This window comes from Xenorhabdus poinarii G6, from assembly GCF_000968175.1.
In the GTDB taxonomy this organism is placed as follows: Bacteria; Pseudomonadota; Gammaproteobacteria; order Enterobacterales; family Enterobacteriaceae; genus Xenorhabdus; species Xenorhabdus poinarii.
In genome coordinates this window covers 988,211-1,013,396 of record NZ_FO704551.1, presented here as the reverse complement: position 1 = coordinate 1,013,396, position 25,186 = coordinate 988,211, and the positions used below count along the sequence as shown (strand labels likewise).

35 protein-coding genes are annotated in these 25,186 nt (G+C 48.9%); 3 read left to right on the top strand and 32 right to left on the bottom strand.

All coding sequences use genetic code 11. The features are described from left to right. Position 1 precedes the first annotated feature (1 nt). The 3 genes from tadA to XPG1_RS04715 all read right to left on the bottom strand — a co-directional run bounded on the left by tadA (position 2) and on the right by XPG1_RS04715 (position 1,605). The gene (gene tadA / locus XPG1_RS04720; RefSeq protein ID WP_045958051.1) at positions 2 to 538 is read right to left on the bottom strand and encodes a tRNA adenosine(34) deaminase TadA; all 537 of its coding nucleotides are present in this window, start codon (positions 536 to 538) and stop codon (positions 2 to 4) included. 11 nt (positions 539 to 549) lie between these two features. Then, a complete protein-coding gene (locus XPG1_RS18330; protein ID WP_157879442.1) occupies positions 550 to 711 on the bottom strand; it encodes a hypothetical protein in 162 nt (53 codons plus the stop codon). Between the two features lie 318 nt (positions 712 to 1,029). Continuing rightward, positions 1,030 to 1,605 carry a recombinase family protein gene (locus XPG1_RS04715; RefSeq protein ID WP_045958050.1) on the bottom strand — a complete coding sequence of 192 codons (576 nt, stop codon included), beginning with the start codon at positions 1,603 to 1,605 and terminating at the stop codon, positions 1,030 to 1,032. Between the two features lie 267 nt (positions 1,606 to 1,872). On the opposite strand from XPG1_RS04715, the gene XPG1_RS04710 reads away from it, so the two are divergent. Next, positions 1,873 to 2,376 (top strand): hypothetical protein, encoded by a 504-nt coding sequence (locus tag XPG1_RS04710; protein WP_045958049.1) that lies wholly within the window; start codon positions 1,873 to 1,875, stop codon positions 2,374 to 2,376. Beyond that, positions 2,373 to 2,741 (top strand): tail fiber assembly protein, encoded by a 369-nt coding sequence (locus XPG1_RS16985; protein WP_052708251.1) that lies wholly within the window; start codon positions 2,373 to 2,375, stop codon positions 2,739 to 2,741. Before XPG1_RS04710 ends, XPG1_RS16985 begins: the two co-directional genes overlap by 4 nt. A 26-nt stretch (positions 2,742 to 2,767) precedes the next feature. On the opposite strand, the gene XPG1_RS04700 is transcribed toward XPG1_RS16985, so the two are convergent. The 10 genes from XPG1_RS04700 to XPG1_RS04655 form a co-directional block, all read right to left on the bottom strand. Continuing rightward, positions 2,768 to 3,199 carry a tail fiber assembly protein gene (locus XPG1_RS04700; protein ID WP_045958048.1) on the bottom strand — a complete coding sequence of 144 codons (432 nt, stop codon included), beginning with the start codon at positions 3,197 to 3,199 and terminating at the stop codon, positions 2,768 to 2,770. Between the two features lies 1 nt (position 3,200). Further along, a complete protein-coding gene (locus XPG1_RS18880) occupies positions 3,201 to 4,079 on the bottom strand; it encodes a phage tail protein (RefSeq protein WP_052708250.1) in 879 nt (292 codons plus the stop codon). Positions 4,080 to 4,086: 7 nt separating this feature from the next. Further along, positions 4,087 to 4,737: a DUF2612 domain-containing protein gene (locus XPG1_RS04690; RefSeq protein WP_045958047.1), complete on the bottom strand. Its 651-nt coding sequence runs from the start codon at positions 4,735 to 4,737 to the stop codon at positions 4,087 to 4,089. Next, complete coding sequence (locus tag XPG1_RS04685) at positions 4,734 to 5,921, bottom strand: baseplate J/gp47 family protein (RefSeq protein WP_045958046.1); 1,188 nt, start codon at positions 5,919 to 5,921, stop codon at positions 4,734 to 4,736. Before XPG1_RS04685 ends, XPG1_RS04690 begins: the two co-directional genes overlap by 4 nt. Positions 5,922 to 5,924: 3 nt before the next feature. Continuing rightward, a complete protein-coding gene (locus tag XPG1_RS04680) occupies positions 5,925 to 6,272 on the bottom strand; it encodes a contractile injection system sheath initiator (RefSeq protein WP_045960450.1) in 348 nt (115 codons plus the stop codon). Then, the gene (locus XPG1_RS04675; protein WP_045958045.1) at positions 6,272 to 6,976 is read right to left on the bottom strand and encodes a Gp138 family membrane-puncturing spike protein; all 705 of its coding nucleotides are present in this window, start codon (positions 6,974 to 6,976) and stop codon (positions 6,272 to 6,274) included. The genes XPG1_RS04680 and XPG1_RS04675 overlap by 1 nt, the downstream gene beginning before the upstream one ends. Further along, the gene (locus tag XPG1_RS04670; RefSeq protein WP_045958044.1) at positions 6,973 to 7,926 is read right to left on the bottom strand and encodes a phage protein; all 954 of its coding nucleotides are present in this window, start codon (positions 7,924 to 7,926) and stop codon (positions 6,973 to 6,975) included. The genes XPG1_RS04675 and XPG1_RS04670 overlap by 4 nt, the downstream gene beginning before the upstream one ends. 172 nt (positions 7,927 to 8,098) lie before the next feature. After that, on the bottom strand, positions 8,099 to 8,365 hold the full coding sequence (locus XPG1_RS04665; RefSeq protein WP_045958043.1) for a hypothetical protein: 267 nt from the start codon (positions 8,363 to 8,365) through the stop codon (positions 8,099 to 8,101). A 255-nt stretch (positions 8,366 to 8,620) separates the two neighbouring features. Next, positions 8,621 to 9,397: a phage antirepressor KilAC domain-containing protein gene (locus XPG1_RS18740; RefSeq protein WP_045958042.1), complete on the bottom strand. Its 777-nt coding sequence runs from the start codon at positions 9,395 to 9,397 to the stop codon at positions 8,621 to 8,623. Positions 9,398 to 9,467: 70 nt separating this feature from the next. Continuing rightward, the gene (locus XPG1_RS04655; protein ID WP_045958041.1) at positions 9,468 to 9,644 is read right to left on the bottom strand and encodes an Arc family DNA-binding protein; all 177 of its coding nucleotides are present in this window, start codon (positions 9,642 to 9,644) and stop codon (positions 9,468 to 9,470) included. Positions 9,645 to 9,768: 124 nt separating this feature from the next. Between XPG1_RS04655 and XPG1_RS04650 the strand changes: the two genes are divergently transcribed. Continuing rightward, positions 9,769 to 10,077, top strand: coding sequence for an Arc family DNA-binding protein (locus XPG1_RS04650; RefSeq protein ID WP_045958040.1), 309 nt, complete (start codon positions 9,769 to 9,771; stop codon positions 10,075 to 10,077). 15 nt (positions 10,078 to 10,092) lie between these two features. On the opposite strand, the gene XPG1_RS04645 is transcribed toward XPG1_RS04650, so the two are convergent. The 19 genes from XPG1_RS04645 to XPG1_RS04560 form a co-directional block, all read right to left on the bottom strand. Then, complete coding sequence (locus XPG1_RS04645) at positions 10,093 to 10,668, bottom strand: hypothetical protein (RefSeq protein ID WP_052708249.1); 576 nt, start codon at positions 10,666 to 10,668, stop codon at positions 10,093 to 10,095. Between the two features lie 50 nt (positions 10,669 to 10,718). Beyond that, a complete protein-coding gene (locus XPG1_RS04640) occupies positions 10,719 to 11,021 on the bottom strand; it encodes a phage baseplate plug family protein (RefSeq protein WP_045958039.1) in 303 nt (100 codons plus the stop codon). After that, positions 11,018 to 11,629 carry a phage baseplate protein gene (locus tag XPG1_RS04635; RefSeq protein WP_045958038.1) on the bottom strand — a complete coding sequence of 204 codons (612 nt, stop codon included), beginning with the start codon at positions 11,627 to 11,629 and terminating at the stop codon, positions 11,018 to 11,020. Before XPG1_RS04635 ends, XPG1_RS04640 begins: the two co-directional genes overlap by 4 nt. After that, on the bottom strand, positions 11,629 to 13,761 hold the full coding sequence (locus XPG1_RS04630) for a lytic transglycosylase domain-containing protein (RefSeq protein ID WP_045958037.1): 2,133 nt from the start codon (positions 13,759 to 13,761) through the stop codon (positions 11,629 to 11,631). The genes XPG1_RS04635 and XPG1_RS04630 overlap by 1 nt, the downstream gene beginning before the upstream one ends. Continuing rightward, positions 13,751 to 13,897 (bottom strand): DUF6889 family protein, encoded by a 147-nt coding sequence (locus XPG1_RS18675; protein WP_173425861.1) that lies wholly within the window; start codon positions 13,895 to 13,897, stop codon positions 13,751 to 13,753. The genes XPG1_RS04630 and XPG1_RS18675 overlap by 11 nt, the downstream gene beginning before the upstream one ends. Positions 13,898 to 13,926: 29 nt before the next feature. Continuing rightward, the gene (locus XPG1_RS04625) at positions 13,927 to 14,376 is read right to left on the bottom strand and encodes a phage tail assembly chaperone (protein ID WP_045958036.1); all 450 of its coding nucleotides are present in this window, start codon (positions 14,374 to 14,376) and stop codon (positions 13,927 to 13,929) included. Between the two features lie 12 nt (positions 14,377 to 14,388). Next, complete coding sequence (locus XPG1_RS04620; protein WP_045958035.1) at positions 14,389 to 14,829, bottom strand: phage structural protein; 441 nt, start codon at positions 14,827 to 14,829, stop codon at positions 14,389 to 14,391. A gap of 4 nt (positions 14,830 to 14,833) precedes the next feature. Further along, entirely contained in the window at positions 14,834 to 16,300 is a 1,467-nt protein-coding gene (locus XPG1_RS04615; RefSeq protein ID WP_045958034.1) for a DUF3383 domain-containing protein, read from the bottom strand. Between the two features lie 5 nt (positions 16,301 to 16,305). Then, positions 16,306 to 16,845: a phage neck terminator protein gene (locus tag XPG1_RS04610; protein WP_045958033.1), complete on the bottom strand. Its 540-nt coding sequence runs from the start codon at positions 16,843 to 16,845 to the stop codon at positions 16,306 to 16,308. After that, complete coding sequence (locus XPG1_RS04605; protein ID WP_045958032.1) at positions 16,842 to 17,222, bottom strand: hypothetical protein; 381 nt, start codon at positions 17,220 to 17,222, stop codon at positions 16,842 to 16,844. Before XPG1_RS04605 ends, XPG1_RS04610 begins: the two co-directional genes overlap by 4 nt. Continuing rightward, a complete protein-coding gene (locus tag XPG1_RS04600; RefSeq protein WP_045958031.1) occupies positions 17,222 to 17,710 on the bottom strand; it encodes a hypothetical protein in 489 nt (162 codons plus the stop codon). Before XPG1_RS04600 ends, XPG1_RS04605 begins: the two co-directional genes overlap by 1 nt. Next, positions 17,707 to 18,117: a DUF4054 domain-containing protein gene (locus XPG1_RS04595; RefSeq protein WP_045958030.1), complete on the bottom strand. Its 411-nt coding sequence runs from the start codon at positions 18,115 to 18,117 to the stop codon at positions 17,707 to 17,709. The genes XPG1_RS04600 and XPG1_RS04595 overlap by 4 nt, the downstream gene beginning before the upstream one ends. Beyond that, positions 18,098 to 18,451 carry an STY1053 family phage-associated protein gene (locus tag XPG1_RS04590; RefSeq protein WP_045958029.1) on the bottom strand — a complete coding sequence of 118 codons (354 nt, stop codon included), beginning with the start codon at positions 18,449 to 18,451 and terminating at the stop codon, positions 18,098 to 18,100. Before XPG1_RS04590 ends, XPG1_RS04595 begins: the two co-directional genes overlap by 20 nt. Further along, the gene (locus tag XPG1_RS04585; RefSeq protein WP_045958028.1) at positions 18,452 to 19,390 is read right to left on the bottom strand and encodes a DUF2184 domain-containing protein; all 939 of its coding nucleotides are present in this window, start codon (positions 19,388 to 19,390) and stop codon (positions 18,452 to 18,454) included. A gap of 14 nt (positions 19,391 to 19,404) precedes the next feature. After that, entirely contained in the window at positions 19,405 to 19,899 is a 495-nt protein-coding gene (locus XPG1_RS04580) for a structural cement protein Gp24 (protein ID WP_045958027.1), read from the bottom strand. 4 nt (positions 19,900 to 19,903) lie between these two features. Beyond that, a complete protein-coding gene (locus tag XPG1_RS04575; protein WP_045960447.1) occupies positions 19,904 to 21,124 on the bottom strand; it encodes a DUF2213 domain-containing protein in 1,221 nt (406 codons plus the stop codon). 141 nt (positions 21,125 to 21,265) lie between these two features. After that, on the bottom strand, positions 21,266 to 21,988 hold the full coding sequence (locus tag XPG1_RS04570) for a phage head morphogenesis protein (RefSeq protein WP_173425860.1): 723 nt from the start codon (positions 21,986 to 21,988) through the stop codon (positions 21,266 to 21,268). After that, a complete protein-coding gene (locus XPG1_RS04565; RefSeq protein WP_045958026.1) occupies positions 21,876 to 23,564 on the bottom strand; it encodes a DUF1073 domain-containing protein in 1,689 nt (562 codons plus the stop codon). Before XPG1_RS04565 ends, XPG1_RS04570 begins: the two co-directional genes overlap by 113 nt. Beyond that, on the bottom strand, positions 23,564 to 25,183 hold the full coding sequence (locus XPG1_RS04560; RefSeq protein ID WP_045958025.1) for a bacteriophage TerL protein: 1,620 nt from the start codon (positions 25,181 to 25,183) through the stop codon (positions 23,564 to 23,566). The genes XPG1_RS04565 and XPG1_RS04560 overlap by 1 nt, the downstream gene beginning before the upstream one ends. Positions 25,184 to 25,186 lie beyond the last annotated feature (3 nt).

The window sequence follows — 25,186 nt, the reverse complement described above, 5'->3', positions numbered from 1 at the left end:
CTCACTCAGACGATGGCATTGCCTGTTGTTGCGCTTTCTGTTTTTTCAACGCTTTATGCTGCTCTCTTCGTTGTTTGAAAAAAGCACTCAACATCGCGGAGCACTCTTCTGCCAACACACCCGCAGTAATTTCAATGTGATGATTCATTCCCGGGTGACGCAATATATCAATCAATGATCCCGCCGCGCCCGTTTTCATATCACTGGCGCCATAAACCAGCCGCTGTATCCGACTGTGTACCATCGCGCCTGCGCACATGACACAAGGCTCTAAAGTGACATACAATGTTGTATTCAGCAGACGATAATTCTGCATTTGCATTCCTCCCCGCCGCAATGCCATGATCTCGGCATGGGCGGTAGGATCGCGGTCGGTGATGGGATGGTTAAAACCTTCAGCAATGACCTTATTATCTGCGACTAACACGGCACCAACCGGGATCTCGCCTTTTGCTTGTGCCTGCATGGCCAAATCCATTGCCCGGCGCATCCAATATTCATCGCTGTCATGTTCTGTCACTGTCTGTATTTCTGTCACTGCACATTCTCTTACTGATAAAAATTCCGCTTATTATAGCCAATGCGCGGCAAGTTGCAGCTCAGCCAACAAATATCCACGCGCGGATCATTGCTGCCATCATCAGCACCATCCAGAAAGGAGATGCCAGGCCATTTTTCTGCCTGCTCAGCCCACGATCTGATAGACTTCACGTTTAGATACAATGGCAAATCAATAAACAGGAAGACAATTCAGTCTTCAAGCAAAAGACTTGTTTTATGTAAGAGATTGAAATGGCACTATTAATTACCAAACGTTGCATCAATTGTGATATGTGTGAACTATGAAATATAATCCATAAAAATCAATAAATTAAAATCATGTGTTATAGTTTGCGTTGTGCGGTTCTGGGACACTAAATTAATAGAATCGGGTCGAGTAACACAAAACCCATCAAATTAACCCATCCCCCGCCCCACCAATGCCGCAATGTTTGCCACCCATCCCCACTCACAATTCCCCCCAATCCCTCAAAATACACCATCATTTTTCACTGCATCCACCGGCAAATATTTATAAATTGTCGAGAGTGATACATTGTAAATAATCGATAATTGTTTCCGGGTATGCCCGTTGTTCAGCAATCGGACCGCTTGTTGTCGATTTTCTTCGGTAAACACCACCGGACGACCACCTATCCGCCCCTGTGCCCGTGCCGCCGCCAGGCCAGCATTGGTACGTTCAACAATCAACTCGCGTTCCATTTCGGCCAACGCGCTCATGACATGAAAGAAAAATCGCCCCATTGCTGTACTGGTATCGATGCTGTCCGTCAGTGACCGGAAATGCGCGCCGCGTTCGTGCAGTTCCGATATCAGAGTTATCAGATTTTTCACGCTACGTCCCAGCCGATCCAATTTCCAGACGACCAGGGTATCGCCCGATTTTAAATGTGCCAACGCCTGTTGTAGTCCCGGCCTGCTGGCTGTTTTCCCGCTCATTTTGTCCTCAAAAATCCGTTCACAATTTGCATTCACCAATGCATTCCGCTGTAAATCGCAATTTTGGTCATTTGTTGACACCCTGATGTAACCCATTTTCGCCATATCTCACTCCAGCTATCTAATGATTGGCGATTATATCAACACAACGAATTTCCATTAAACCTTGGTTTATCGAAAACGGTTGAGCTGGCAGGAAACGCCCTGTCCAAATCGTCGAACGGGGCAGATATTCTGAATAAATCGGTATTTCTGAATAATATTGGTGCCTACCCTGCTAATGACCGCATTATTCATTCTGCTAATGATACAAAAATCTATAACGGTAACCGGAGTCGCTATGTTCTGTTATCAGGAACGGGCTATTGGAGTTTGCGCAGAGGAGGGGATGATTCGATTATCTGGCAAATACACCCTGACGGCAATTTAGAGGTTGGCGGTGTTCCTGTTGCCAACGGCGGAACAGGAGCAACGAATCCAGCCGCTGCCAGGGTAAATTTAGGTGTTCTATCCGTAGATGAAACGAACAGAAATTTTGCCACCAAAACAGAACTGAGCCGAAAACTGGATGAATCAGCCTACTCCACACTGGGGTGTACGATTGATGAGATATGGACGGGCACTCACAGTTCGGATCGGCCGCTCGTATTACCCCGAGAGATTGCGGGGCATCTGGTGGCTATCCGGCATGCTGGCATCAATGAATTTTCGTCCGTTGCATTCGTCCCGTCGAGAACCCGTTCGACGTTTTTGTTTCGGGGTGGCGCAACCACGTTTTTTGTTGATCTGGATGGGAAAACATTAACGGACTGGATTATCACGCCCGGTCGGGCAATCACGGGGATTTATATATTGCGAGGGGTCGATCGTTCATGAACATTTATATCGATAAAAATGGGTTTGTGGATTACCAGATCACGCCTGTACCTGAGAATTTGGACAACTATCTGGTAGTGGAGGTCGATGATGATATCGATTTATCTGATAAAATTTTTGATGTCCAATCAGGGCGGTTTGTGATTGATATTGCACGATTAGTCCGACAGTCGGAACGAGAAAAACAACACCGAATGTCACTAGCATCAAACTCAATCGCCCCGCTGCAATATGCTGTCGAACTCGATATGGCCACGAACAAAGAGCGGGACAGTCTCACTGAATGGAAACGATACTGCGTGCTACTGAACCGCGTGGACTGTTCGTCAGCACCCGATATTGACTGGCCGACGGCGCCAGAATGATTATCAGGGGGCATCAGCCCCTATTTTTATTTCGGTTGCTCCGGCCATTGGATATCGGGGGCGGTTGCACAATCGACCCGACTGAGCAGCACGCGATATTTACGCCAGGTGGTTAGTGCGGATTTCTCGGTATTCGTTGCCATGCCTAAATCAACCGCATCCTGACAGATGTCAATATTCTCTGCGGCCGTTCTCAGTAATTGCCGTTTTTGATATTCCGCCTGTTGCTGTAACTGCTCAGGCGTCGGAGGGGGTGGTGGTGGGATGTCAACCCAGCACGGCATACCATTAGCGTTTACACCCCGGCGTTTACCCGCAACGGATTGACTGAATTCAGAAAATACCTCATCAGCGACAGGGATAACATCATCGGGCAGTGTCCCTGCCGCCTGATAGTCTGCTAACAATGCGACTGGGTAAAAACTGCGCGTAGAGCGACTAAATAAATAATTTTTCATATCAATATCCTATTGCGATATATGTCACGACAGGTGGTTTGCTGGGTTTATATAGCGATTGAATTAACAACTCCGCTAGTTTTCGGTCAACGATTATTGTGCTGGCAATGACAATCCACCGCTCAGACGTGCCGCCACTTAAAACAGAGTTTGTTAATGAAACACATTTATTGGGAAAATGAACAGGGAATTCAAACATCGTCTGTGTCTGATACCAATCACCATAACTAGCGCCTGATACCGATGTCGTTCCATATGCCCGCCCCCATTGAATAATCACGCCGCTAGGTAATTTTTGATAGCCAGACTCAGTTAATTGCGATTCAAAAAATGACATGTCCGGTATTTGATTGCGCCCGTTGCCGACAGTCCGATAAACCGTATCCGTTAAACCAAGGTTTTTCACAAATTCAGATTTATTTGGGATATCCCCGCCGTTCCTCCGTTTCTCTAATCGGTTATCCGCATTTTTGTTTGCCCAATATCCGGCCTCATGCGCGATTTTTACGGCCAGTGATGTAGCCGCGGTCAGTTCACTGTCGCTGTTTATTCCGCTACTGAGTTTAACAATGCCGGGGGTGGTAGTTGAGGCGTTGGGGAGGCTGGTGCGGGCCGTTGCCCGTAATGCACTCAATAATCCATTTCTCAACGCCGTTGTGTTGCCATCATCCAGCACATCCTGGTCATTTGTCTCTGAAATAAATTGCGCCACTACGCTGGCAATCACGGATGCTTGCCGCCAAACTTTATTCAACTCCTGAGATTTCGCCACGCCAGAACTAAATCCGTTAGTCCGTGCGGCCAGTTTGCCGTACTCCTCGTTTGTTAGTACATTCGCCCCGTCAGCGATGCCGAACGGGAGAAATTCATTTTTTGCCATAATATCCTCACAGTTTTACAGCCCAGCCGCTGGTATCAAAACCCGCGACGTATTCATTATTAATGTCAAAACCAAATAACGCGCCCGTACTGGAGTTAATGTAATTATTAACCTGTACGGACTGCGGTTTGATGTTCAGATAGCCCTGTCGAATAACGGCCTTAATGACCTCCGGTATCTCGCTGCCGGTCAAAAATACGTCCATAGACATATCTTGATTATCGACAAAAAATATTCGGGCATTTCTATCGGGTAATATCCGCTGGTAGATGCGCTCCAGCATTTCACTCGAGCCGTCCCAGTGATTGGCTTCAATTTTCACGCGCAGCAATGTACGGTAGGTTTCATCGTCTAGTTCGGTAAATCCGCTATCACTGTCGTACCGTCGTTTCCAGCTTCCCTGATCGAACCCCAGCGTTTCGGTATCGAGCGAGAAATAAACACCCACAATCGGTGTTTTCACGTAGCGCGATAGACCAATCCATTCACCCACCGCATCCAGTTGTACACCAACGGCATGATCCAGCGAGAACGCCTCGTTTAGTTGATGCACTGTTTCGGCAATATCTGAGAGTGAGCGGGTTATCAGGTCAATGTGGTAAACGAATTTCGGGGCGGTGCGATGTTGCGGGGTGACCAGTTTTAGATAGTCTCTCATGTCACCACCAGTTTTATATTTTCAGGTCGGCAGGTCACCGCCTCATTAAATTTGGTTTTCAGGTTGGCAGTGGCTACCGAGTTAACCGAACGACCGATTTTGATATCTGTGATATCGTAGGTTTTTCCTTCTGCATCCCCCGGTAAATTTGCGGGCAGATATAATTTGGTCAGGTAAACACTGTCACCAATACGGATTGAATCGATATACGCCACAATTGCCTCCCTGATCCGATCCCCCACCAGTGTGGTATACCCATCAAACGGAGTAAGGCGAATTTCAATAAAAACCACGACATCAACCGGACGCGAAAAATGTATTGGATGCACAATCTGGTAACAATCCGCCACGTTGACAACGGTATCCCCGTACGTCCCCCCGCCCGCCCCTTTTTTCAGTGCGATAGTCTGTGCGATAGTTTTTGCATCGCCGCCATCCACAATCATCGCGATAGCGTGTGGCGGTATACCGTAGCTATCAGTTTGATTCGTATCGTTTTCAAATCCCCTCAGACGTGATACTCCCGGTATCAGGCTGATTGCACCCTGCACACCATCCAGCACCGTTCGCGATGGCAGCGCGACCGATTTTTGCTGGCGTATCCGCAACGCAGCATCGGTTTCTACCGCCCGCCCCGGTGTAGCCGCCGAGTAGTTTCTGACAGATTGCCAGCCGCGCGTCGGGGTGCCTATTTCGGAAATATCACCGGGTGCCGCAGTAATAGATCCGCTCGTTTGGCAGGTGGCGGTCACGGTTACCGTGCCGTGAGTACCAATCGTGACGACATCAGGCAAGCTCCACGAATACCCCTGAATATCACGCACCGTGCCGTTTTTGATGGCCGTACCAACCTGACCGATGATTTCTACGTCACTGGTGGATTTCGTTGTTTTATGCCGTGACATACCGTTGATGGCAACATTATTCGATAATGCCGAACCCGTCGCTGTTGACGGACTGAATGAGTTATAAGTAGCAATCAGGGCATTATTGGCGTCGTGAAGTGCCAGTGCATAGATGGCAATCATCTGCCCGTCTTTACTGTCTGGCGCCAGATACGCTTCCTCGCCGTAAATCCGGCGAAAATATCCGGTGAGGCGTTCCAGTATCGTTGGATAATCAGGCGCAGTAATGCCGCTCGCGGTGATTTTGGCCGCAAGCCCTAACGTTTCTATATTAAGCATAATTTACCGTTCGCTGGTTACCGTGGTTTTGCCGTAGCGGGTGTTGATAGTGGCGGTGAAAGTGATCTTTCGGGTGTCGGGATCACGCTTAGCATCAAGTGAGGTAATTTCAGTCACGCCCTCCGTACCCAGAATATGCTCGCGAATTGCCATCGCACTGGAATAGTTTTTTTCCAGTACCGCCTCGCGATAGGGTGTTCCCTCTGCCGTGTCCAAGAACCAATCCCCGCGCCATAAGTTGAGCCGCGTTTTAATGGCCAGTGCGACTGCGTCGGGTGAGTTGGTCAGAAAGGTGCTATCACCCTGCCCGAAACTGTAATCGCCGTCGCTGTCCTCTCGTCGGTATCGCATCATCGTGGCCCTCCTGTCGTGCCGTCACCTGTTCGTACACCACCGTGTCGGTGTTTCATCAGACTGATACCGCCTGCGGTGACATCATTTTTCACTGTCACCGGGCCATTAATGGTGACATTGCCGTTGAGCACGATTTCAGGGGAGGTGATTTCCGTTCCATTGTCAGCCGTGGCGGTCAGTTTGCCAGGGGTAATGAGCGTAATATTGTGGCTACCCGGTGTCAGTTCAATAAATGCCGCGCCGTCATCCGTGCGCAGTTGGGCAGAATAGGTACTGATGTTGCTGATTTTCCGCGCCTGAGACTGAGGCCCCACAATCGCGAACCCATCCGATAAATTGTGCTGACGCGGGTCTACCGGCTCCTGTATACCACCGTTCTGCCACCAGTAATCGATGCAACGGTCAGCGAAAATCACCAGACACTCGTCCCCTGATTTAACGGGAAATGTCAATGTGACACCGCCGCCACGAGGGAAAATCACTGGTACATCCACCAGCAACGGTAATGCAACGGATTCAGTCTTACCTTCACTGTTAGTGACTGACCAGCGTATCGCAGGCTGCGCGGTCACGGTCACCGCACTGGCATTAAATGACTGAATAATACAGGGGAGTGCCACATATAACCCGGCACTGATCGCCGACTGCATGGCTAAAAACGGCGTTTCGGGCTGGTTAATTCGTTCATGGTGAGTGATCATAGTTGCCTCATATCTGTCGATAGTGCTGATTGATTCATTAATGTCTGGTCGCTCTTCGCCACACAAATCAATTCCATGTAGTACAGGGTCTCGCGGGTATCACCGAAATAGTTAACGTTGATAACGATATAATCGCCGTCTGCATCAATGGGTGCCGGCAGTTCCCGTGACCCCGCATTGCTGTCGCCCTTCGCAATGCCACCCGTGGATAACCCCGCCATATTAATCGAGTCGTTATCCAACCGGATTAATGTCCCCGGTCTGATTTTGGGGTTGATGAGACATTTAACATTGATCCCGCCGCCGATGGTCTGCTCCGGCATTCCAATTAACCCGGTTTTATAGGTCAGTACCACCGCCTCTGTCAGGTAGGTCCGTTTGGGAATAATATGGCACTGCCCGTCTTCATAGCGCCATTCGGCATTATTTTGTTTTGCCAGTATGCTGAGTTCGTCGCGGTGCATCCCGAACAGAACCTTGCCTCGTGGAGCCACGGTCTTTTGGAATTCCGGCCGGAGTCCGGCGACTACTCCGTATTTCTCAATATCCCGCATCAGTAACCGGTCAACATCCTCTTGTGTGTAACCCGCCGATATCGTGGCATTGATCACTGCATCGTTGTACGTCTGATCACCGTCCTGCGCCTGTATCACAACATAGGTATCTGTCGGGCTGTCACGCCCGGTATAGGTGTACTGAATCTGACCAGAAAATATCTGTCCCGCATTACCCTGATAACCCGCGCAGAACCGCACAATTTTATATTCATGCTGTCGGAGCTTCGCACTGGTTTCAGCGTTGAGGTTATAGACTTTGAAAATGCCGGTCGCAGGGTATGCGAATGACGGTCGGGTAATATTGAACTTTATTTTCAGTTCAGATAGGTCGATACCCGCACCGTGTTCGTCTGCGACAATCAGGCTGCATTCACGAAGCCATTGTTTTGACATAGTGACTCCATATAAAAGAAAAACCCGCCGAAGCGGGTTGAGTGTGTTTGCATTATAAATGCGTGTAACTAGTTGAATCGGTTCATCCCCGCGTGCGCGGGGAACTTTTAAACGCGCTATCAATGAATATTTAGATGAGCGGTTCATCCCCGCGTGCGCGGGGAACTTATTTTTAACGCAATAGCACTTCATGTATAGGGTAATCGTGTTCAGCTATGCTGCTGCCACCATGGATAAAACGCATCCTGTTAAGCAACTCGTCTATAATTTTTTGAGTAGCAAGTAGATCTTTGCGTAACCGCCAATAGGCTTCGGCATCAACTAAAACTTTACCATTCATCTCGTTTGAAGAGGCGCTACTTTGAGCGTCTTCATAAATTTGAACATCTGTTTTAACTGTATTTGCGTTACAAGTTTCATTAACTGATATAATAGACATTGTCTATATCCCTCACACTAGGCTGTAGACTGTTTTACCAGAAGCCCTCCAGACTATTGTGACTAGTTCGGGGGGCTTCGACGTTTAACGTGACTCTATTTATTACGTGATTGTAACTTTTTGTAAAGGCAGTTTATTTTAAACTGCGAACCGCCTCGAATATTAAACTATTGGCACCCTAATAAAGAGTAATTGCTTATTGTTAATACTAAAAACCACTGTTAAATTAGTTATATATGTTACTAGACTCGACGTTTACGCCACTTCAACCTCTTCTACCTCTAATATCTTAGCTAATTTCGCAATGCCTTTCGCTGTTACCAGAACCTGCTCGCGGGTTTGTTCCTCACCTTCGCTATCGGTAAATGACCTTATTTTGTGCTCCAGCACACCCTGCTGTAGTTTGTCCTGATAACCAATCCAGTTCTTATTACCCGCACGGCGGTAGATCCACTTCATTGAAGACAGCCTGTTAAAAAGCTCTTTCGGTTTTATTTGAAGATGTTTTGCTGCGTCAGTAATACACATACTGCCGTTCGCTTTCTTGGCGATGCGTTCATATGCTGCTACGTCTGGTTTCATTTCTGAAACCTGGTCTTCAAGACCTTTATTTTCGAGTAGCAAGCGTTCTTTATCTTCTTCGGCCTGAATTACCATGAGCGCAAGTTCTTTTACATTAGGTAACCGTGATGGGGTATTGCGCCTTTCCTGCTCCAATACAAATAAGCGGTCAATAACTGCGGCACGACGGACAACATCATATCCCGTGACTAAGATTTCGGTATGACGGCGGTCGAGTAAGAACTCAGATACATACCCTCGATTGTCAATAACGGCGGTGACACCTTCAATCAAGATAACTTGTTGATTTTTATCATGACGCAAATTTGCGACATCTTTATTGAGTTGGTATAGCTGTTCCAACATTACCCATACATCCCGGATGACATCAGCATGGCGCTTGCCTGTCAGCTCCGCGATCTCACGGCTTGACATGGTGACAGTTTGTGTTGCAGGTGCTAAAATACTCATAGCGTTATTTCCTTGTTGGTTTGTTAACGTTTTAGAAGCCTCGTTGGTTGCAGCCTTCGAGGTTTCGCTTTTATTGTGCTGGATTCGATCTTTCTTCTCTCAAACATCTCGCCAATCTCATTACAATCGCTGAATTCAAAGAGATAAAATCCATTTCCGCTTTTTGTTCCAGCTCTTTCTTCATTGATTCTGGTAATCTCAAACTGAACGGACAGCTTTTGTTTTGACTGTGTAGCTCATCACTCATGTAATGTCTCCTGAATAAAACCAACTTAGCGATAGAACCAATTTGGTTCTAAAACCAATTTAGCATCATTTATAAAGATGTCAAGTTGGTGCTATGATTAATTTATTATAATTTGAGGTACACTATGACTAAGAAATACCCAAGCCAAGAAATGGATAGATTTAACGTCCGTATGCCCGCTGGCATGAGGGATGAAATAACAAAAATTGCAGAAAAAAACGGGCGTTCTATGAACACCGAGATCGTCATGATGCTTCAAGATGGTATTGATAAGGTAAATGGATATATCAAACTATCTACTGATAACTCCAATGACAAAAAGACAATGCGGTTCAGATCAAAGATAGATCCTAAAGTTGAACGAGAAATATTAGAAGAAATTGCACGGCTCGCCGCCGAAAATGCGGTAAAACTTGAAAGGGATAAAAAATAAAGCCCCTTTGGGGCTTTAATGACTAGCTAATGAGCTTATGTCGCTAAATCTAAATAGAAACTCAGGGTCTTCCATGCTTCCATTTTGGGTCACCGAAACTTCTCTTACACATTCGTCTCTATCAGGGATAAAAGACCCAGAAAAAGACACTAGCTGTCCTTTCTTCAGAGAAAGCGCCTTTTCAAATAATACGGTACCTTGATTAATTAAAGTATCGTCACCTGAATCGGAAAATGCGTTATTCCATGTCCTAATACGTATGTCCTTTGTAAGAGAAATCACAATCACGCCCTTACCGTCATTGTTTGAATTTAAATCAATGACCTTACCAGACCAGCCACTAACTTTCAGGTTTCCTCTAAAAAAATGGCAAATAGTCGATACTCGCTTTGTTTTTAGAGCAGCAATTTGCATATCGTTATTTGCGCTTTTAGTTTCTTTGACAAATCCATCAACAATACCGATAAATTGCTGTTCTCTAGCTGGCGCGGCATCCATTATTTTTTGATAGGTATCATCTTTCGTATTAAAAGCCCCAAAATACAAAAAGATAGCCAATAGCATGATTAAGAAAACATTTTGTTTTTTCATCAAATTATCCCTTAGAATTTAGCATCGTCAAATCCAAGCCATCACAATAATTATAATGAAAAAAAGTATAGCCTGTTGTTTTTACCTAACTCTTCCTTTCCTGTCTCATTTTTTGGATCATCATAATAAAAAACCAGTGAGCCGTTAAAACTCAGATAGCTATGCTGCTCTAAAATATCCACCCCAAAAACCAATGGAATCCCTGTAACAATTGGCTCGCTATTGGGATGCATAATATCTAGAATCCATCCAGCGCAATCTCGCCACTGTAACTGCATTCGGTAATTGATACCGCCTAACTGAATATCGAATTGCTGGTTTTCAGCGCGTAACGGGATCTCAACTATGTTCATCGGAGTATCCTCCCCAAGATATCACCAAAGAAGTTCTCACCCCCTTCTTTAGTTTGAACCAAGATACTTTTATTTTCCTTTGGAACTATCGGTGTTTTTGTGCCTTTATCGGCAACTCCAGAGGTATCCAATGGGTATTTCATCCTCTCAGGTGGTGCGGTAACCGGGGCTGTTTGAGTTTCCACGATAATCACCTCACGTAGAGTCAGGGTGACCATTAGAACGTTTTCAGAGGTTTTATCCGTTGTCACCTCTATCGCACGGATCAGCATATTTTTATACATCCGCTTCCCTGTAGTGACATCGAACGGTTTCTTTGAGGCTTTCAGTGCCAGCAATTGTTGATAAACCTCCTTGGGACTTTTCCCTAATGATGCCCCTGTTCCCAGATCAAACATATCAATCAACGACCCCCCACCAGCAAAACCCAGTTCCATTGTGACCTCGGAGGGTCTGTCATATGCATGGTCACTGATAGCTGCGCCCCGTTGTACCGGGTGCTCGGTGATTTCTGTCGCATCCATGTGTTTTTCGGAAATCACCACGCTCGGCACTATCATCTGTATTTTTCTCGTATTCTGAGAAAATAGCATTGATAAAATATCCATCAACTCACCTTTGTTTGTAGGCTGCGCACTAATATTGCGTTAGCGCGTTGAACTGCCTCCCCGGTTAGCACTGCGGCCTCACGTGGGGAATCAACGCCATTCACATTGATGTTGTAGTTAGGTGCAATCGTCGTTTGATTTGGGACATTGGCTAATAATTCCAACCGTTTGGGCGTATAACCGGTATGACTCAGCATATTATTGATATTCGCAGTAGCGTTATCAAACATTCGTGGATCAAAGTTGAAGTTGCTGTTTTTAGCTGACGTACCCATATTATTTTTAACACGATGGATATAATTACGAGTCTCGGTAGGTAAATTACCCATGCCGTACTTTTGTACGTTTCCAATACCCCAGTTATATGACGCCAATGCTTTGTCAAGGTTGCCGTTGTGTGTTTTCAACAAACTGCTCAGCATCTTGGCCGCCGCGTCTGTCGATTTATGCGGGTCGAAAACATCATTGCCCATTAAGCCGTAACTTTTAGCGGTAGAATCAATAAACTGGAACATCCCCTTTGCGGTGCCGTACTTAGTTGTTGGGCCGATCGCATTAGGATTGCCTGACGATTCGGTCATCGCCACACCATGCAGTATGCCGGGATCTAAGCCCAGCTTCTTCTCCAACATGTTAAAATAGCCTGCCATTGAATCTAGGAGTGGTTTACCTTTTTCAGTCGCCGGTTTATCTTTAGCGGGTATGTATGGGGCTAACCCTAGAAATTCATTCAATTTATTATTTAGGTAAAAATACCCATCTAAAAATGCCTCACGGTGGCGTTCCGCGGCGGCGCTGACTGCTGGGAGCGCATCCTTTTTGTTCTTCTCGTTACCGTTCCACGCTTGTTGGAGTTCATCCCATGCTAACGCAAATTCCCCATCATTTAGATGATTCAATGCGGAGACCAAATGTGACAGCATTTTGCTAAAATCACCTAAGTTTTTCGACAGGTTTTCCAGTTCAAAGGAAAATGACCAGTTTTTGAGGTCAATGTTTAACAAATCTGTTATCTCTTTTGCTAATCCCTTGAAATTTTTAGTAAGCTCTTTTATCTCCGCTTTGACTTTTTTAATCTCCGGTTCCCACTTACCCCAATCAATCAAGGACTTCCCGCCCTCTTTCCACGTCATATAGTCGTCGTAGAGCAGAAACATAGCCGCCATTAACGTGGTGAGTGCACCAATAGGAGAGAATAAAAATTTCGAATTAAGTGCCATCCATGCCGCTGCAACAAGGCCGAAGACCTTAATTAGATTCTGACTTCCCTCATCCAATTGCCTCCACCAGCTAATTAAATCCTGAATGCCCTTAGCCCCGCGGAAGACCACCTGACCGAGTATTTCGGACATCGTCATAATGGCTTTCACTACGGACATAATGATCTTTTCAATGGTCGGCCAGTGTTTCAGTATCAAATTGGTGAGTTTCTCTACGCTCGGCGTTAAAACCCGCGCCAACTCCCCGCCGATCTTGTCTTTGGCTGAACCCGTAACCAGCCTGAGCCGGGCAAACTCAGCCATAAAAGCGTTGGCTTGTTTAGCAGCCATTGCAGGGTTGTAACCCAGCGCTTTGATTATCATCTGATAATCTGCGGCATACCCGCCAATCCCGCGACGCATCGCCATCAGGGTGTTTTCATCAATACCGAGGATGCTCGCATACTGATTGGCGCGGTAATGTGGTAACGCTGACAGCCGCTCGCCCACCAGCGCAACGAGTGAAGCGGTATCCCGAAGCTGCCCGTTAGCATCACGGGTCTGAATACCCATATTACGCAAAAACCCCTCGCCGCCGGGATTATTGCGCAGGAATTTGGCGACATTCTCCAGCGACGAATTCAGCCCCTCGACGCTGCCGCCCGCCTGACTGACCGCATAGCCCAGTGATTTAATCTGCTCCGCCGCCCCGCCGGTGCGTTGTGCCTGCCAGTACAGTTTATCCAGTCCATTAGCCACTATCGCGGTAAATCCGACGACGGAAGCCGCGGCACTTTCCACGGCAGCGCCTAATTTCAGTACATTACCGGTGACGCCGGCGATTATTGCGCTAAATTTTTTCTCGCCCGCACCATCGACCTCAAAGCCGAGTGAGATTAAAAAGTCGCGAATGGTTTCTGCATTATTGCTCATCTTTCCACCGTGCTATCAAGGCTTCGTTTTCGGCGTTCACATCCAGATAGTCATTCATCAAGGCGATATCGGCCAGATCGATATCACCATTTTTTAATGAAACGTAATCGAACTGAAATTCATGAGCCGGACGCAATAGAAAAGAACGCCCGTCAGGGAGGGTTTCTAAATCCAGGTTGGGCTGGCCGGGGATGGCTCGTCGCTCTCTGGCAGACCGGGAAAAAAATTACTAAGCGAACCTTTAATCACATGCCCGGCGATTTTCAGTAAATCCAGGCCATTGATATCATCAAACATCAATTGCTGCCCGCTGTAGATGCCTGTCCAGACGCCACCGGATTCACGGCTGACCACCGACAGGCAAATGTCGTTAATTTCATACCGCGACTCTTTCCCCAGCGAACGAATGGCCTCAGCCAGAGGTGCGATAAAATCCACCATATCACCCATCGAAAATGTGGGTTTACCGTTTTCGTCCACCCCATTGGGTTTGAGGTTGTCCCAAATAGGTTTTAACGCCGGAACCACGGGCAGCAATGCGACCGCTAAATCCTGTTGCTGAAAGGCGTTTAGTTTGCCCGCGCGGTATTTTTTACCGCTGATTTCAAATTCCATGCTATGCCCCTGTTAAAATGTGCCTAATACTGTGTCGATTTTGCCGCAGTCGAATACCCAGCTGACCGTATTCCCCAATTTGGCGTTAGCGATATCCGGTATTTTCTGGAACGCCACTGAACGCGCAGCTATCGTATCCCCGGAGACCCGGTTACGGATCAAAATGAGATTGTTCCCCCATGTTGCCGAGGAGAATTGCTGGGCGTTATACATCAGCATTAATTTGGCATTGGCGGAGGACGTTTTCAGTAACGTCACGGTAATCGTGCCGTTTTTGCCCGCGCTCAATGAGTGCATCACCTCGCCATCGGCGCCCACTGTCATGGTGTTTTTAGCGTCAGCCATTGCCGTGGTAATGCCCTCTTCTGCGGTTGCCGCGCCATTAGCCAAATCCACATGCCCGCCGACGCCGGTTATCGTGGCGGACACGTCCATAAATGAATAGGTAGCCATCTCATCACCTGTTTACGTTAATAATGACATCGGCGAAATGCACCGCACCGGCCAGTTTTATAGCACACTGAATTACCGGCGCTTTGCGTTTCTCGCGCTCAGCCTGTACCTGCTCGGCGATGGGTGCTGCGTAGGTATAGAACCCCTTGGTCAGCATATCGCCCCGATTCAGCGCCCCGAATGAATCCCCACCCCAAACACCCGGGGCAATCAAGCCATTGGTGACGCCCTGAGCCAATGACTGTTCAACATTCGCCAGTAACTGAGTCACGCCCTCATCGGTCTGCGGCATTTTGGTCGTTGAGGTATACAGCAGGTTATAAAGGTTGGTCTGGACATAGTTCTGTAGCCAGTCCAGCCCGTGGCGCTCGTCGATAAATGTGCCATTTGCCATCACGCCCTCCTGAATAATGGCGGTGTCGTTGTTGTAATGCACAAAGACGTTGCCCGATTTAGCTCTCAACGCACTGGCTTGGGTTGCCGTCAGTAACTCAGCACTGATAGCCGGTTCCTGTTTAAATTTCAGGGTAATGGTAGTGCGGTTGCCCTGGAAATTGACCGTGAACATGCGACCGAACAATGAGGCGATCGCATACGGTTGTGCGGCGTATTGCCACAGTGTCCGACCAAGAAACGCGCCTTTTAGCTGAGAACCAATATCCGTGTCTACATCAGGGTCGAGTACATCCGTTTTGGTGACCGTATGGCCGTAAATACGGGAAACTGACGCTGATTCGATATAACGAGCAACACTCAGCACGTCACTGTCGGACAGGGTATTATCAGCGATGACCAGCCCGTACCACGCGCCTGACATCGAACCCAACGTTGACACGGCCTCCGCTATCGTTTCGGGTTCAGTCGGGTCGATAACTGTCGCACCGGATGATTCATCCAGTTTCAGGGTATCGCCGATATACGTGCCACTTTCTGCGCGGGTGATATAACCCAGTTTCCCTGACGTTTGCAGTGAAACAGTGAAACGGGCGGAAATGCTATCCCACAATACAGTCGCATTTTTCAACTTTTCGGCCACCCGTTCAGCCACACCGTTCAAATTGGTTTCTTTGCTAAAATCAATGCCCGTAAGGGTGGTTTCTTTGCCATCAATAACCAGTTTGAACGTACCATTGGTAACCGTTGTAAATCGGTTCATGGCCTGTTCGGGCTTGGTCAGCACAGCACCGCGCAGTGCGGCTGATACTGGCTCTTTTGCCCAGCGCCCGATATATAAATCAACCGGTTGGGGTGACTGTGAGTAGTACAATGCCGCTGCCTGATACTCTGGTGTGTCCATGCCAAAATCGGCACCAACACCCTCGATATCCATGTAATAACGCAGCCGTTCGTGCGTGTTGATCACGTTACTGGCACCGACTATCAGCAATGAGCCAAAATTTCTGGACGATGCCGCACGCGGTGCCATGTTGATCTTGACATTAACGATGCTAGAAATAGGTAAACCCTGCATAGGGATTAATCTCCAAAAAATTTAATGGATACGTCCGTCAGTGATTTGATGCCGTAGTGGCGCACCGCTTTTCGCCGCAACGTGACTGTGATGTCATAGCGGCGTACCCATTGGTTATTGATGAGTTCAGGAAAAGATGTGATCCGAGAGTGTTTGACAACTGACAGTCCCAACTGATTAAGTTCGGCATTGTTCTGGCTGAGTCCCAAACCATCCCGAAATCGTGAGGCGTACCATTGACTGCGAGGCCCATAGAACGAGGCGGAGCACTCGAACTCCTCGTGTCGCCAGAGTTCGCCTGACTGATCAGTTTGGTTGGCATAGGCCGGGTTATCGTCCGCTGGAATTTCCACCACGCCAAAACCGCACCAATCGGCATCCGCAGGCGGCTGTGCTGCCTGTACAGGCGTCCAGCGTGGGCGCACCATACCGTTAGGTAATCCCGATACGCCTCTCAGCCATTGACTGAGTAACCGCTCTAACGCCTCATCGTAGACCGGTTCACTATTGGGTGTTAACCAGCCCGCCTGTTCTGAGGTATTCATGACGGCCCCCCGTCAAAGGGACGTAATTCACAATGCGCCTGGACAAAACCCGCACCGTATGCGGTGTACGGGTCAACCGATTTCACCAGATACTCACGGTTCTGGTAGGCCACAATGTCACCCGCCCGCCCGGTTTCACCGGCTATCAATCGTTCCGTAGTAATGACCAGAATTGTGCCCGTCACCGTCTGACCAGACATACGAAGTTGGGCCTCAACGGAGCGGTCAACCGTCACTACACCAGAAAACGGCGTTACGGTATCGACTGTCGTCGCGAATCCATCATCATCTACCCGTATAGCTCGGCGTTTTACGGTCAGTGAGGTATCACAGAAATCCGGGTCAGACAAAATGTCAGTCACATCAAGTAAGTCCATTAGCCCCCCTTATTTCGAACTACATAAGTGATTGATCGGCGATAATCACCGGTATCAATAAGCGGTTTCACACCCTTACGCCCTCGTTTGGCACGGGCGGCAACAGTGGGATCTGCCAGAGGTTCAAAATCATGGGTAGTCATGTAACGCTGAACGCCTCGAACTGCAATCTGACCGGCTTTGTTCAGGGCTTTTTCGGCCTTATCCTGCTTACCTTCCAGCACCGCTTCCGCCGCAATTTTCAGTTGCTCCGTAGTTTTGTCTTCCACCGAACATATGCCGGGTCGAAGGTGCGGGCGAGACGGGATGTTTTGGGCAGGTGAGCCAAATTCATTGATATAACCAATGCCGGCATTACCGAACGGTACATCATCCCTGTCGCTATTCTCAGCAGGAACGCCCACCAACACATCCCGATTGCCGATGGTTTTCAGCGCCTCCAAAATGTCATTGGCTTTGTCAACACGGATTTTCAGGCCACTTTTCATAGCTGGATACCCCCCGCGCCGAATGTCAACAACTGTTCGTAGAACTCTGAGCCATAGCGGGTGTTGTTCCAAAACCCGGCGTTCGGGTTCAGGGTTGTGCCAGTGTCATAACTGACGCTCACCTTATCCACCGATTTTGACGACACCACACCACTATTGGCTCCCCCCGTGCCCCCTCCCGCCATTGACCGACTGTCCGTCGCCCACAGTGCCATGTAATGGGCAACCATCAGCTCCGCCAGATAGACAAACATGTCCCCCAGCCGGTTTTCATCTAACTGTTTATCTGCCAGATTTAACCGGAACCTGATTTGTGCATCGGGGAATTTTTGAATATTGGAGAACTGAGGAAAATCGGTGCGGAACTGATCTACAGTGGGGAGTTGCCTATTTTTTGTTACCCCCATTTTTACCCCCGTTAGGCGCGGATTGCGAATCGCCCAGCATCAATTCAGCAATTCGGGTATCGCGCTCTTCCAATTGCTGAGTTAAAACAGCAACCTGTTTGTCACGCTCCGTCAACTGGTTGGTCAGATCGTCGATTACGGAACGGAGCGCAACCAGCTCAGCATCATAATCTGCTGGCACAGGCTCGTCTGCCGCGTCGATGGTTTCCGCATGAGCCTGTACGAACCAATGTTGAGCGATCGCCGATGAAACATCATGAACACCGACAGTAAAATTTTCCGATTCGCCGTTATCGTGAGTGAATCGAAATTCGGTATGTACCCTGATTTTCATTTAGATACCGTCCATATAGTTCAGTGTTTCACGATAGACCAGTTCAACCGCGCCCAATTTGCCGTAGTACGTCACCATCTGGTACAGACTGCGATACTGGATCGGAATGCTCTGCAACGGCACCATCGGGAACCGGACGAATTTTTTATCATTGGTGTACGCTATCGCGCGGTCTTTACCTGCCACGCCAGCGCCCTTCGCCCATTTCACCGCGCGAATATCCAACGGAATACCATTCTGGTGATACGCGATGGTGTTGTTTTTCAGGTACGTTAACAATGATTGGTTACCCGCCGAAGATACAATAATGGAGGAGAGTAGCGCGAATTGCTCAGGCGGAATCAACAAATCGGTCGGCACCATCGTATAGCCGGAGCGTGCCCACGCATCACTCAATATCTGGTTAATGCTATCCCGGATTTCGTCGGGTGTGGACTGCGCCCACGGTTTACGCGCGTTACCTAGCCCCGCGCGTTTTTGGTTCAACAGCCCCTGTAGCCCTAACCCCTCGTCGCCCATGTACACCTGTTCGTCGATGTCCATGTTCCATTTCAGCATCATGCCGTCGTGTTTTTGGGAATCGATAGGACGTCCGACCTGTTGCGCAGCATTCAGCTCTATAACCGTCCAGCCCAGTTCCATGCCCCACAGCGTTAACGGATGTCCCTCACGTTCAATGTTCACGCTGACACCTGCCAATGCCGTAGCGTTCCCACTGATCCAGTTTTTACCGTTCGGGTTGGCAGAACCCGCAGCCGCAAATTGCGTGTTTGTCCATGTCGCCATTTCGTCTGCTATAGTCACGTCCTCGCGGTATTGGATATCGCGACTATGCGTATATTGCACCAACGGTAAATTGATGGTCTGGTCTAATCTCTCCAGTTCACCCACCAGAAACGTACCGCTGCTATCAATGGTGCGTTGATCAAATGTAAGCATCTATTCTATTCCCGTTAAATTTTGTAAGAAATTTCAGCATTGCCGTCGGCGTCACCCGCGCCAGTGAACTGAGCATTGGGCAGTACCACCGTTTCACCCTCTACCGCCACATTCAAGAAACTGCCTAACGGACTGTTTTTGGTGGGTTTACCTACCCGCACATAGACTGGCGTGCCTTTTTTGATGCTGGACGCATTGCCATCCAATTTCACGGTCATGTACCCGCGTTTCAGATTATCGCCTGTGTAATTGTTGTCGGTGCCGATAATATACGCCTTGTCCGGCATACTAGTTGTGGGATATGGGCGGACATAAATCCCCTGGATCTGGTCTACCGTATCGCCCTCTACCAATGGCACGAAATAGCCGCCATCGTCGTATTTACCCACCAATCCATACGCGGGGAACAGGTTCGCCGATTTCAGTACTACCGGCTCAACGGTCATATCCTGTAGGCGTGAGATAGTCCCCGCAATGCCCACCGGCATACGTTTTAAATAAACGGTCATAATGTTATTTACTCCTGTTTGCCCAAAATTCGGCGTTCTGTTTGTTCAGGTCGGCAATGCTGTTACCTGAGGATTTGTTACGAGCTGAATCGCCCGTCACTTGGGTATTGCGATTTTTCGCCAGCTCAGCCACCGCATTAAATGCCATATCAACAATATGCTTAGGCAGTTTTTTGATTTCTGCATCGCCTACAATGGTGCGTACCATTGCCTGATCTGCACTGACCAACACCTGACGTTTAAACGCGGTTGGTTTGGCTGCGTCCAGTTTAATGCCGGGTATGATTAGCTCGGCTTTATAGGCTGCGTCGCCCGTTACCTGTTCTTCCTTCTCGTCTTTTTCGTCACCATCATCCCCAGTCTGCTCCGGCTCTTTGGGGTCAGTTTCGTCGCCGTTATCGCCTGTTCCTGATTTACCTTCCAGAGCGTCCAGTCGGGCGATCAACGCCTTAGCCCATTCAGGGATTTGCTCATCGCCAGTTTTCATCTCCGGGTCTTCTTTAGGAAGCGGTTGTTGGGGGCTGATATTAATGTTGATGGCTTTAGGCACCTCGCCCGTGCCCTCGTCACCAGTGATGGACTCAGGCGCATTGTTCAGCGCCGCTTCCATCGCCGCCGAGTCTTTGGTTTTAATCGCCTGTCTCAGACGTTTGAACCATGTTTGAGTTTTAGTAGACATGCTATCTCCAATTGAACAACGTGAACCGGCGCGAGCATCTTGAACCAGCGCCACATGATTACCTGTAATTTGGTATTGTTCGGCTTTACCTTTGGCAGTTTGCCGATATTCCGCATCGTAACCGCACGACACCTCATCAAAGCCCTCATCTATTGCTGCTATCGCGTCCGTGTCTTTGATGATCAGGTCGGCTAACATCAGATCGGATTGTTTCCCCTCTCCGCGCCGAACGTTTTGAACATGCCCGTGAGCCAAATCCCGCCAGTTATCCGGGTCAACAAAAATGATGTTGCCGTCCGTATCTTCGGGATGTTTTATCGTGACAGTCATTCCCTCAAAAGATGCTAAGGTAGCTTCGCTAAAAACCTCGTCGGGGGAGCGTTCAACTACAATTTCACCGTCGGTATCCGGCTCGAGGGTTGGCAGTTCAAAATCGGCATAAAGCTGTGTACCCGTTCTGGCTATGGGTACGTCTTTACACAATAGGGAACCGTCGGCCAGTTGGTAACGGGTGTTACCCAGTCGCGTAGTAAAGAAATATTTCAACGTATCCTCCACCACATCCAAGCCGCAGAAATACCCCAACACGAGAGCCCGTACAGAAAATCGATCCATGTGCCGTGTAGCATGAACCAGAAGCCTCCAAGTACAGGAGTTATCCAGCTATAAAATTCAAAATCGCTCATATTAATCCTCCGGTATGACGACTTCGCAGTAACAACGACAGTTAGGCAGAGTGCCGGCGTGTCCTATCAGGCCATCCAGTGCCGGCGGTTTGTCCCACTCGACAAATTGCCCTTCCATTTTTTGATGCGAATGCCGTACATCGCCATCGTCTGCGGTACGCCAGATATACCCTGTTGAACCGACGGATTGTGCCCGCGCCTGCGTCAGTGCTGTCTGTGCCCGTCCTGCCTCGGTACGGGCGATCAGTTTGGCTCTGGACACGGCTACTTCACCCGAAGCCGCAATTTCTTTCGCGAATGGCTCTGCCCTGCCGCCCGTAACCACCGCTTCTATTGCCCGGTTATGAATGTCATACACCCGATCCGCCGCTTCAATGGGCAGTGATTTGATGTATTGGATTTGTTCTTCAACAATGGAGCGCATCACCTGCCCGATGGGAGCCTTGTCTACCAAGTGACGCAGCTCCCGGCTAATCTGTTGACTATGTTGACGCCAGATTTTTTCATCCTGCCGGTTGATATCCAGCGCGAAATTATGGGCGACCCGCTGCGCCCACGGCGTGATCAACTCGCTGTAGCTGTCTAGTGCGGCTAATATCTCAGTGACGGAATCATTTGAACCATCGTAAGACTCCTTGACGATGTTTCCGACCGCCTGCGCTATCTTTCGTAGACTGGTTTGATATCGGTTTTCCGCCTGTCGGGACTGTTTGCGGGTCGTCACCACTGCCGCCTTCTGTCGATTTCGCCGTGAAGCCATCACCTACACTCCCCATTATTCTCTCAGCCTCTGTGCTGTCCATGTGATAGGACGTGACCAGCATTTGTATTCCGGTGTCTCTGGGTAACTCACCTGCTGCAACGGAAGAGACAATTTCAACCATGCTGGAGATTTGTGCACCATTAAGGTTAGTGTTTGATTCTGCAAATTCGGCTGTATTCGGCTGTATTCGGCTGTAAGCGCCTAATTCACTGAGTGGCGGCGAACCGTCATCCGCATTGTTGATATCCTCATCTGTTATTGAGCCACCAATGCCAGTAACGTCTGCCGTTTCGCGCAGATCGGTCATTGCGGCCTTGAGGTTCATCATGCCGCTGTCCAGCGCACCGTTTAGCGCGTTGACGGTATTCACGGCAATGGTAGAGCGGTCTAGGTCAGACATTTGCCACAACGGATTAAACTCAAATGTAAAATCGTCTGGTAATGGTTGCTCAAACTCAGAACGGTGCATCACGTCCAATAACCTGCGGATAGGTTGGCGTAGCCTCCGTTCTTGTTGCGTGCCGATATTGTCGTAATAGTTAGCCAAATCAGCGTCGCCCGTCGAAAAACCCTGCGGAGATTGCCCGAACAGCCGTACCAACGGAATACCGACCGCCCCCGATATCTGTTCAGCAAACTGTGCCAGTACGTTATCCAGACCGCTGAATGAATATTGATGAGTTTCAAACACATCGTTTTTATCCGTCAGTGTCATGCCCTCGTTACTCTGGAACTGCCGGATCATATCCATATGTTTGAGCAACGCATCCAATCGAACACCGCCCATCGCAATGATTTCACGTAGTTTGTCGATACCATACGTTCTCAGATGAGCCTTATAGACCAACTGCGCCGCGCCAGTTGTGGCACTGTCGAATGCCGTGAGACGATCATAAATGCGCTCAACTACTGACATGCCCCACTCATTTTCGGTCTGTGCCTGTTGGTATGGCAACGTAACCCCGTCGAACCTAATCAACCGGCTGTGATGAATTTTCCACGCGGGAATGCCTCGCCCGGTGTTGGTGATGTTGTAGAATTCGGGTTTACCCAAATCCTTGCCAATCTCTTTGATACGGCGGTTTAAATCAGGTTCCACCTGCCAGCGGTCGAGCGGGAGCAATCCCCTGAATTTGCCTTTACCAATGGTTTCAGGTCGTAGCGGGGTAAATGGTGCCTGCCCCTCAATCAGAATTAACCCTACTGCCCCGCCGTAGAGCCGTGACCATTTGATAATGTTGTTCAGGTTTTCCCATAGTTCCAGCTCGTCAAACAACGATTCCAGTACGCCGCGTGCCTTGGGGTCTATCTCAGACGTGATGCTAAACCCCTTGCGCGTCATATCGTCGGCCACCGAATCCACCGCAGCGCCAACTATCCATGACGAACGGTAGGCATATTCAACCAGCATTCGGTTGCGGCTCGTCCAGTTCGGGCGATAGGTAGACGCTGAGTGTTGGTTAGGTGTGTTCATCCCAACACGGGCCATCATGTTCTCGTAACTGTCGGCCGTGGGTATTTTGCGATTTTTCGCCATTAACTACCTCGTCCTAATAATTCCCAAATTTCCAGCGAGATGTCCATCGGGGCGTACAGAATCATTACTGAGTCCGCTAGGTTGGGCGATTTCGTGCCGGACGGCTTTTTATCCACAATAATTTTCCCGACGCCATTCACCGAATAGGTGGGCTGGGATAGCTCAATGATGAGTTTGTCTTTTAATGGCATCTCGCCGGATATTGATATCAACTCGTCCGGATCATAGGAATGACCCTCTTTGACTGCACGGTACGTTTTCTGGAATCGGGTACGCAGTGACCACCACGCTTGGGCTTTAGCGTTGGCGAAAAAGTCCTTGTTCAATCGCGCCGCGCTGAACGCATCGCCCGGCACCGCTTCCCCTTCCGGGTCAAACACTGCGCCACTGCCGCGAAATGGCGTCGCGGTGATGGTATTCAACCGAAGAGTCGTGCGTTGATCGTTGATAATACGGGCATCACCCCGTACGCCCGCCCCCAGACCGTCACTATCGAACCTGAACGAACCTAAGTTGTGTGTACTACACCATCCGAAGACCTTTTCAACCGATCCGTAGATATCTGAGCCTTTACCCGACCATTCCTCAATACCGTCCAGCAGGAAGCCATGCCGCCATGAAAAGGCGTTTTTGTCCTTGCCCTCGTCGGCCACGTCCATTGAGCCCATGCGAATGCCTGTAGGTTGAATGCCTAATTCGATATGTGCATCAACTGCGGCCTGTACCCATTCAGACGGGATCAAAATCCCCTCAACTGACGCTTGATAGTTGATATCAACTTCTTGCGCTAGCGTGACCGGATCAAGTTTCTCTACCTGTTTGGCGTACCACGCATCATCTTTACGCGGGTCGTCACGCCAATGAAACGTAAAAACTGAAATACGCCCACCGTGCCGCCGTTGGGCGAATGAATTCGCCATACCGTTCGGCGTCGAAACATCCTGCCGACAGTTGGTTGTGGCTGACAGCGACGCATCCACCAGCTCAGGGCGTTCAAGAAACGCCGATTCATCCACGAAATAAAAAGACGCACGGTCGCCTCGCCCGATACCGTCGCCCGCCTCGCCGGTCATCACTGAGTCAGTATCAGGAAACAAAATGCGCATATGAGGCGCATGTTTGCGCACGTCCCACGTGCCGCGAAATTCAGCGGGCAACAAGCTGATAAAACTCCGCGCCTTAACAAACAGCGACTTCGGCGAGCCTAGCTTATCGACGTATTCTTCTTTACGGGAGCCGAATCCAGCCGCAACACCCCGATTAAACAGACAAATTGAGCTGGCCGTCGCAATGGTCAGCCAGCTAATGCCCATGTCTCGTGTTTTTTCAGTAATGCCCGGCTCCTGAGTGCGCCAGCATTCCATAAACCATTCAATCCATTCCTCCTGACGGGGAAACAGGATAAAGGGAATGCGGGCGGGTAAACCACGTTCCACATTACGCGGGTCTACGGTCATTCCCCAGTCGATAATAAATTGCCCCGGACTATCCCGATAAAATGCCCGCATCGTGGGTAACAACGATGGATTTTGGCGAATACGTTGTAACCGTTCCATTCGCCATTCAAAGACCTCGTTGTAATCGGGGTTACGAAAATCAAACGGAAACGGAACAGGCATTCG

Bases quoted from the DNA above. Each gene is read 5' to 3' on its own strand.
- XPG1_RS04715 (WP_045958050.1), bottom strand. From the start codon at position 1,605: ATGGCGAAAATGGGTTACATCAGGGTGTCAACAAATGACCAAAATTGC.
- XPG1_RS16985 (WP_052708251.1), top strand. From the start codon at position 2,373: ATGAACATTTATATCGATAAAAATGGGTTTGTGGATTACCAGATCACG.
- XPG1_RS04700 (WP_045958048.1), bottom strand. From the start codon at position 3,199: ATGAAAAATTATTTATTTAGTCGCTCTACGCGCAGTTTTTACCCAGTC.
- XPG1_RS18880 (WP_052708250.1), bottom strand. From the start codon at position 4,079: ATGGCAAAAAATGAATTTCTCCCGTTCGGCATCGCTGACGGGGCGAAT.
- XPG1_RS04690 (WP_045958047.1), bottom strand. From the start codon at position 4,737: ATGAGAGACTATCTAAAACTGGTCACCCCGCAACATCGCACCGCCCCG.
- XPG1_RS04685 (WP_045958046.1), bottom strand. From the start codon at position 5,921: ATGCTTAATATAGAAACGTTAGGGCTTGCGGCCAAAATCACCGCGAGC.
- XPG1_RS04680 (WP_045960450.1), bottom strand. From the start codon at position 6,272: ATGCGATACCGACGAGAGGACAGCGACGGCGATTACAGTTTCGGGCAG.
- XPG1_RS04675 (WP_045958045.1), bottom strand. From the start codon at position 6,976: ATGATCACTCACCATGAACGAATTAACCAGCCCGAAACGCCGTTTTTA.
- XPG1_RS04670 (WP_045958044.1), bottom strand. From the start codon at position 7,926: ATGTCAAAACAATGGCTTCGTGAATGCAGCCTGATTGTCGCAGACGAA.
- XPG1_RS04665 (WP_045958043.1), bottom strand. From the start codon at position 8,365: ATGTCTATTATATCAGTTAATGAAACTTGTAACGCAAATACAGTTAAA.
- XPG1_RS18740 (WP_045958042.1), bottom strand. From the start codon at position 9,397: ATGAGTATTTTAGCACCTGCAACACAAACTGTCACCATGTCAAGCCGT.
- XPG1_RS04655 (WP_045958041.1), bottom strand. From the start codon at position 9,644: ATGAGTGATGAGCTACACAGTCAAAACAAAAGCTGTCCGTTCAGTTTG.
- XPG1_RS04650 (WP_045958040.1), top strand. From the start codon at position 9,769: ATGACTAAGAAATACCCAAGCCAAGAAATGGATAGATTTAACGTCCGT.
- XPG1_RS04645 (WP_052708249.1), bottom strand. From the start codon at position 10,668: ATGAAAAAACAAAATGTTTTCTTAATCATGCTATTGGCTATCTTTTTG.
- XPG1_RS04640 (WP_045958039.1), bottom strand. From the start codon at position 11,021: ATGAACATAGTTGAGATCCCGTTACGCGCTGAAAACCAGCAATTCGAT.
- XPG1_RS04635 (WP_045958038.1), bottom strand. From the start codon at position 11,629: ATGGATATTTTATCAATGCTATTTTCTCAGAATACGAGAAAAATACAG.
- XPG1_RS04630 (WP_045958037.1), bottom strand. From the start codon at position 13,761: ATGAGCAATAATGCAGAAACCATTCGCGACTTTTTAATCTCACTCGGC.
- XPG1_RS04625 (WP_045958036.1), bottom strand. From the start codon at position 14,376: ATGGAATTTGAAATCAGCGGTAAAAAATACCGCGCGGGCAAACTAAAC.
- XPG1_RS04620 (WP_045958035.1), bottom strand. From the start codon at position 14,829: ATGGCTACCTATTCATTTATGGACGTGTCCGCCACGATAACCGGCGTC.
- XPG1_RS04615 (WP_045958034.1), bottom strand. From the start codon at position 16,300: ATGCAGGGTTTACCTATTTCTAGCATCGTTAATGTCAAGATCAACATG.
- XPG1_RS04610 (WP_045958033.1), bottom strand. From the start codon at position 16,845: ATGAATACCTCAGAACAGGCGGGCTGGTTAACACCCAATAGTGAACCG.
- XPG1_RS04605 (WP_045958032.1), bottom strand. From the start codon at position 17,222: ATGGACTTACTTGATGTGACTGACATTTTGTCTGACCCGGATTTCTGT.
- XPG1_RS04600 (WP_045958031.1), bottom strand. From the start codon at position 17,710: ATGAAAAGTGGCCTGAAAATCCGTGTTGACAAAGCCAATGACATTTTG.
- XPG1_RS04595 (WP_045958030.1), bottom strand. From the start codon at position 18,117: ATGGGGGTAACAAAAAATAGGCAACTCCCCACTGTAGATCAGTTCCGC.
- XPG1_RS04590 (WP_045958029.1), bottom strand. From the start codon at position 18,451: ATGAAAATCAGGGTACATACCGAATTTCGATTCACTCACGATAACGGC.
- XPG1_RS04585 (WP_045958028.1), bottom strand. From the start codon at position 19,390: ATGCTTACATTTGATCAACGCACCATTGATAGCAGCGGTACGTTTCTG.
- XPG1_RS04580 (WP_045958027.1), bottom strand. From the start codon at position 19,899: ATGACCGTTTATTTAAAACGTATGCCGGTGGGCATTGCGGGGACTATC.
- XPG1_RS04565 (WP_045958026.1), bottom strand. From the start codon at position 23,564: ATGGCGAAAAATCGCAAAATACCCACGGCCGACAGTTACGAGAACATG.
- XPG1_RS04560 (WP_045958025.1), bottom strand. From the start codon at position 25,183: ATGCCTGTTCCGTTTCCGTTTGATTTTCGTAACCCCGATTACAACGAG.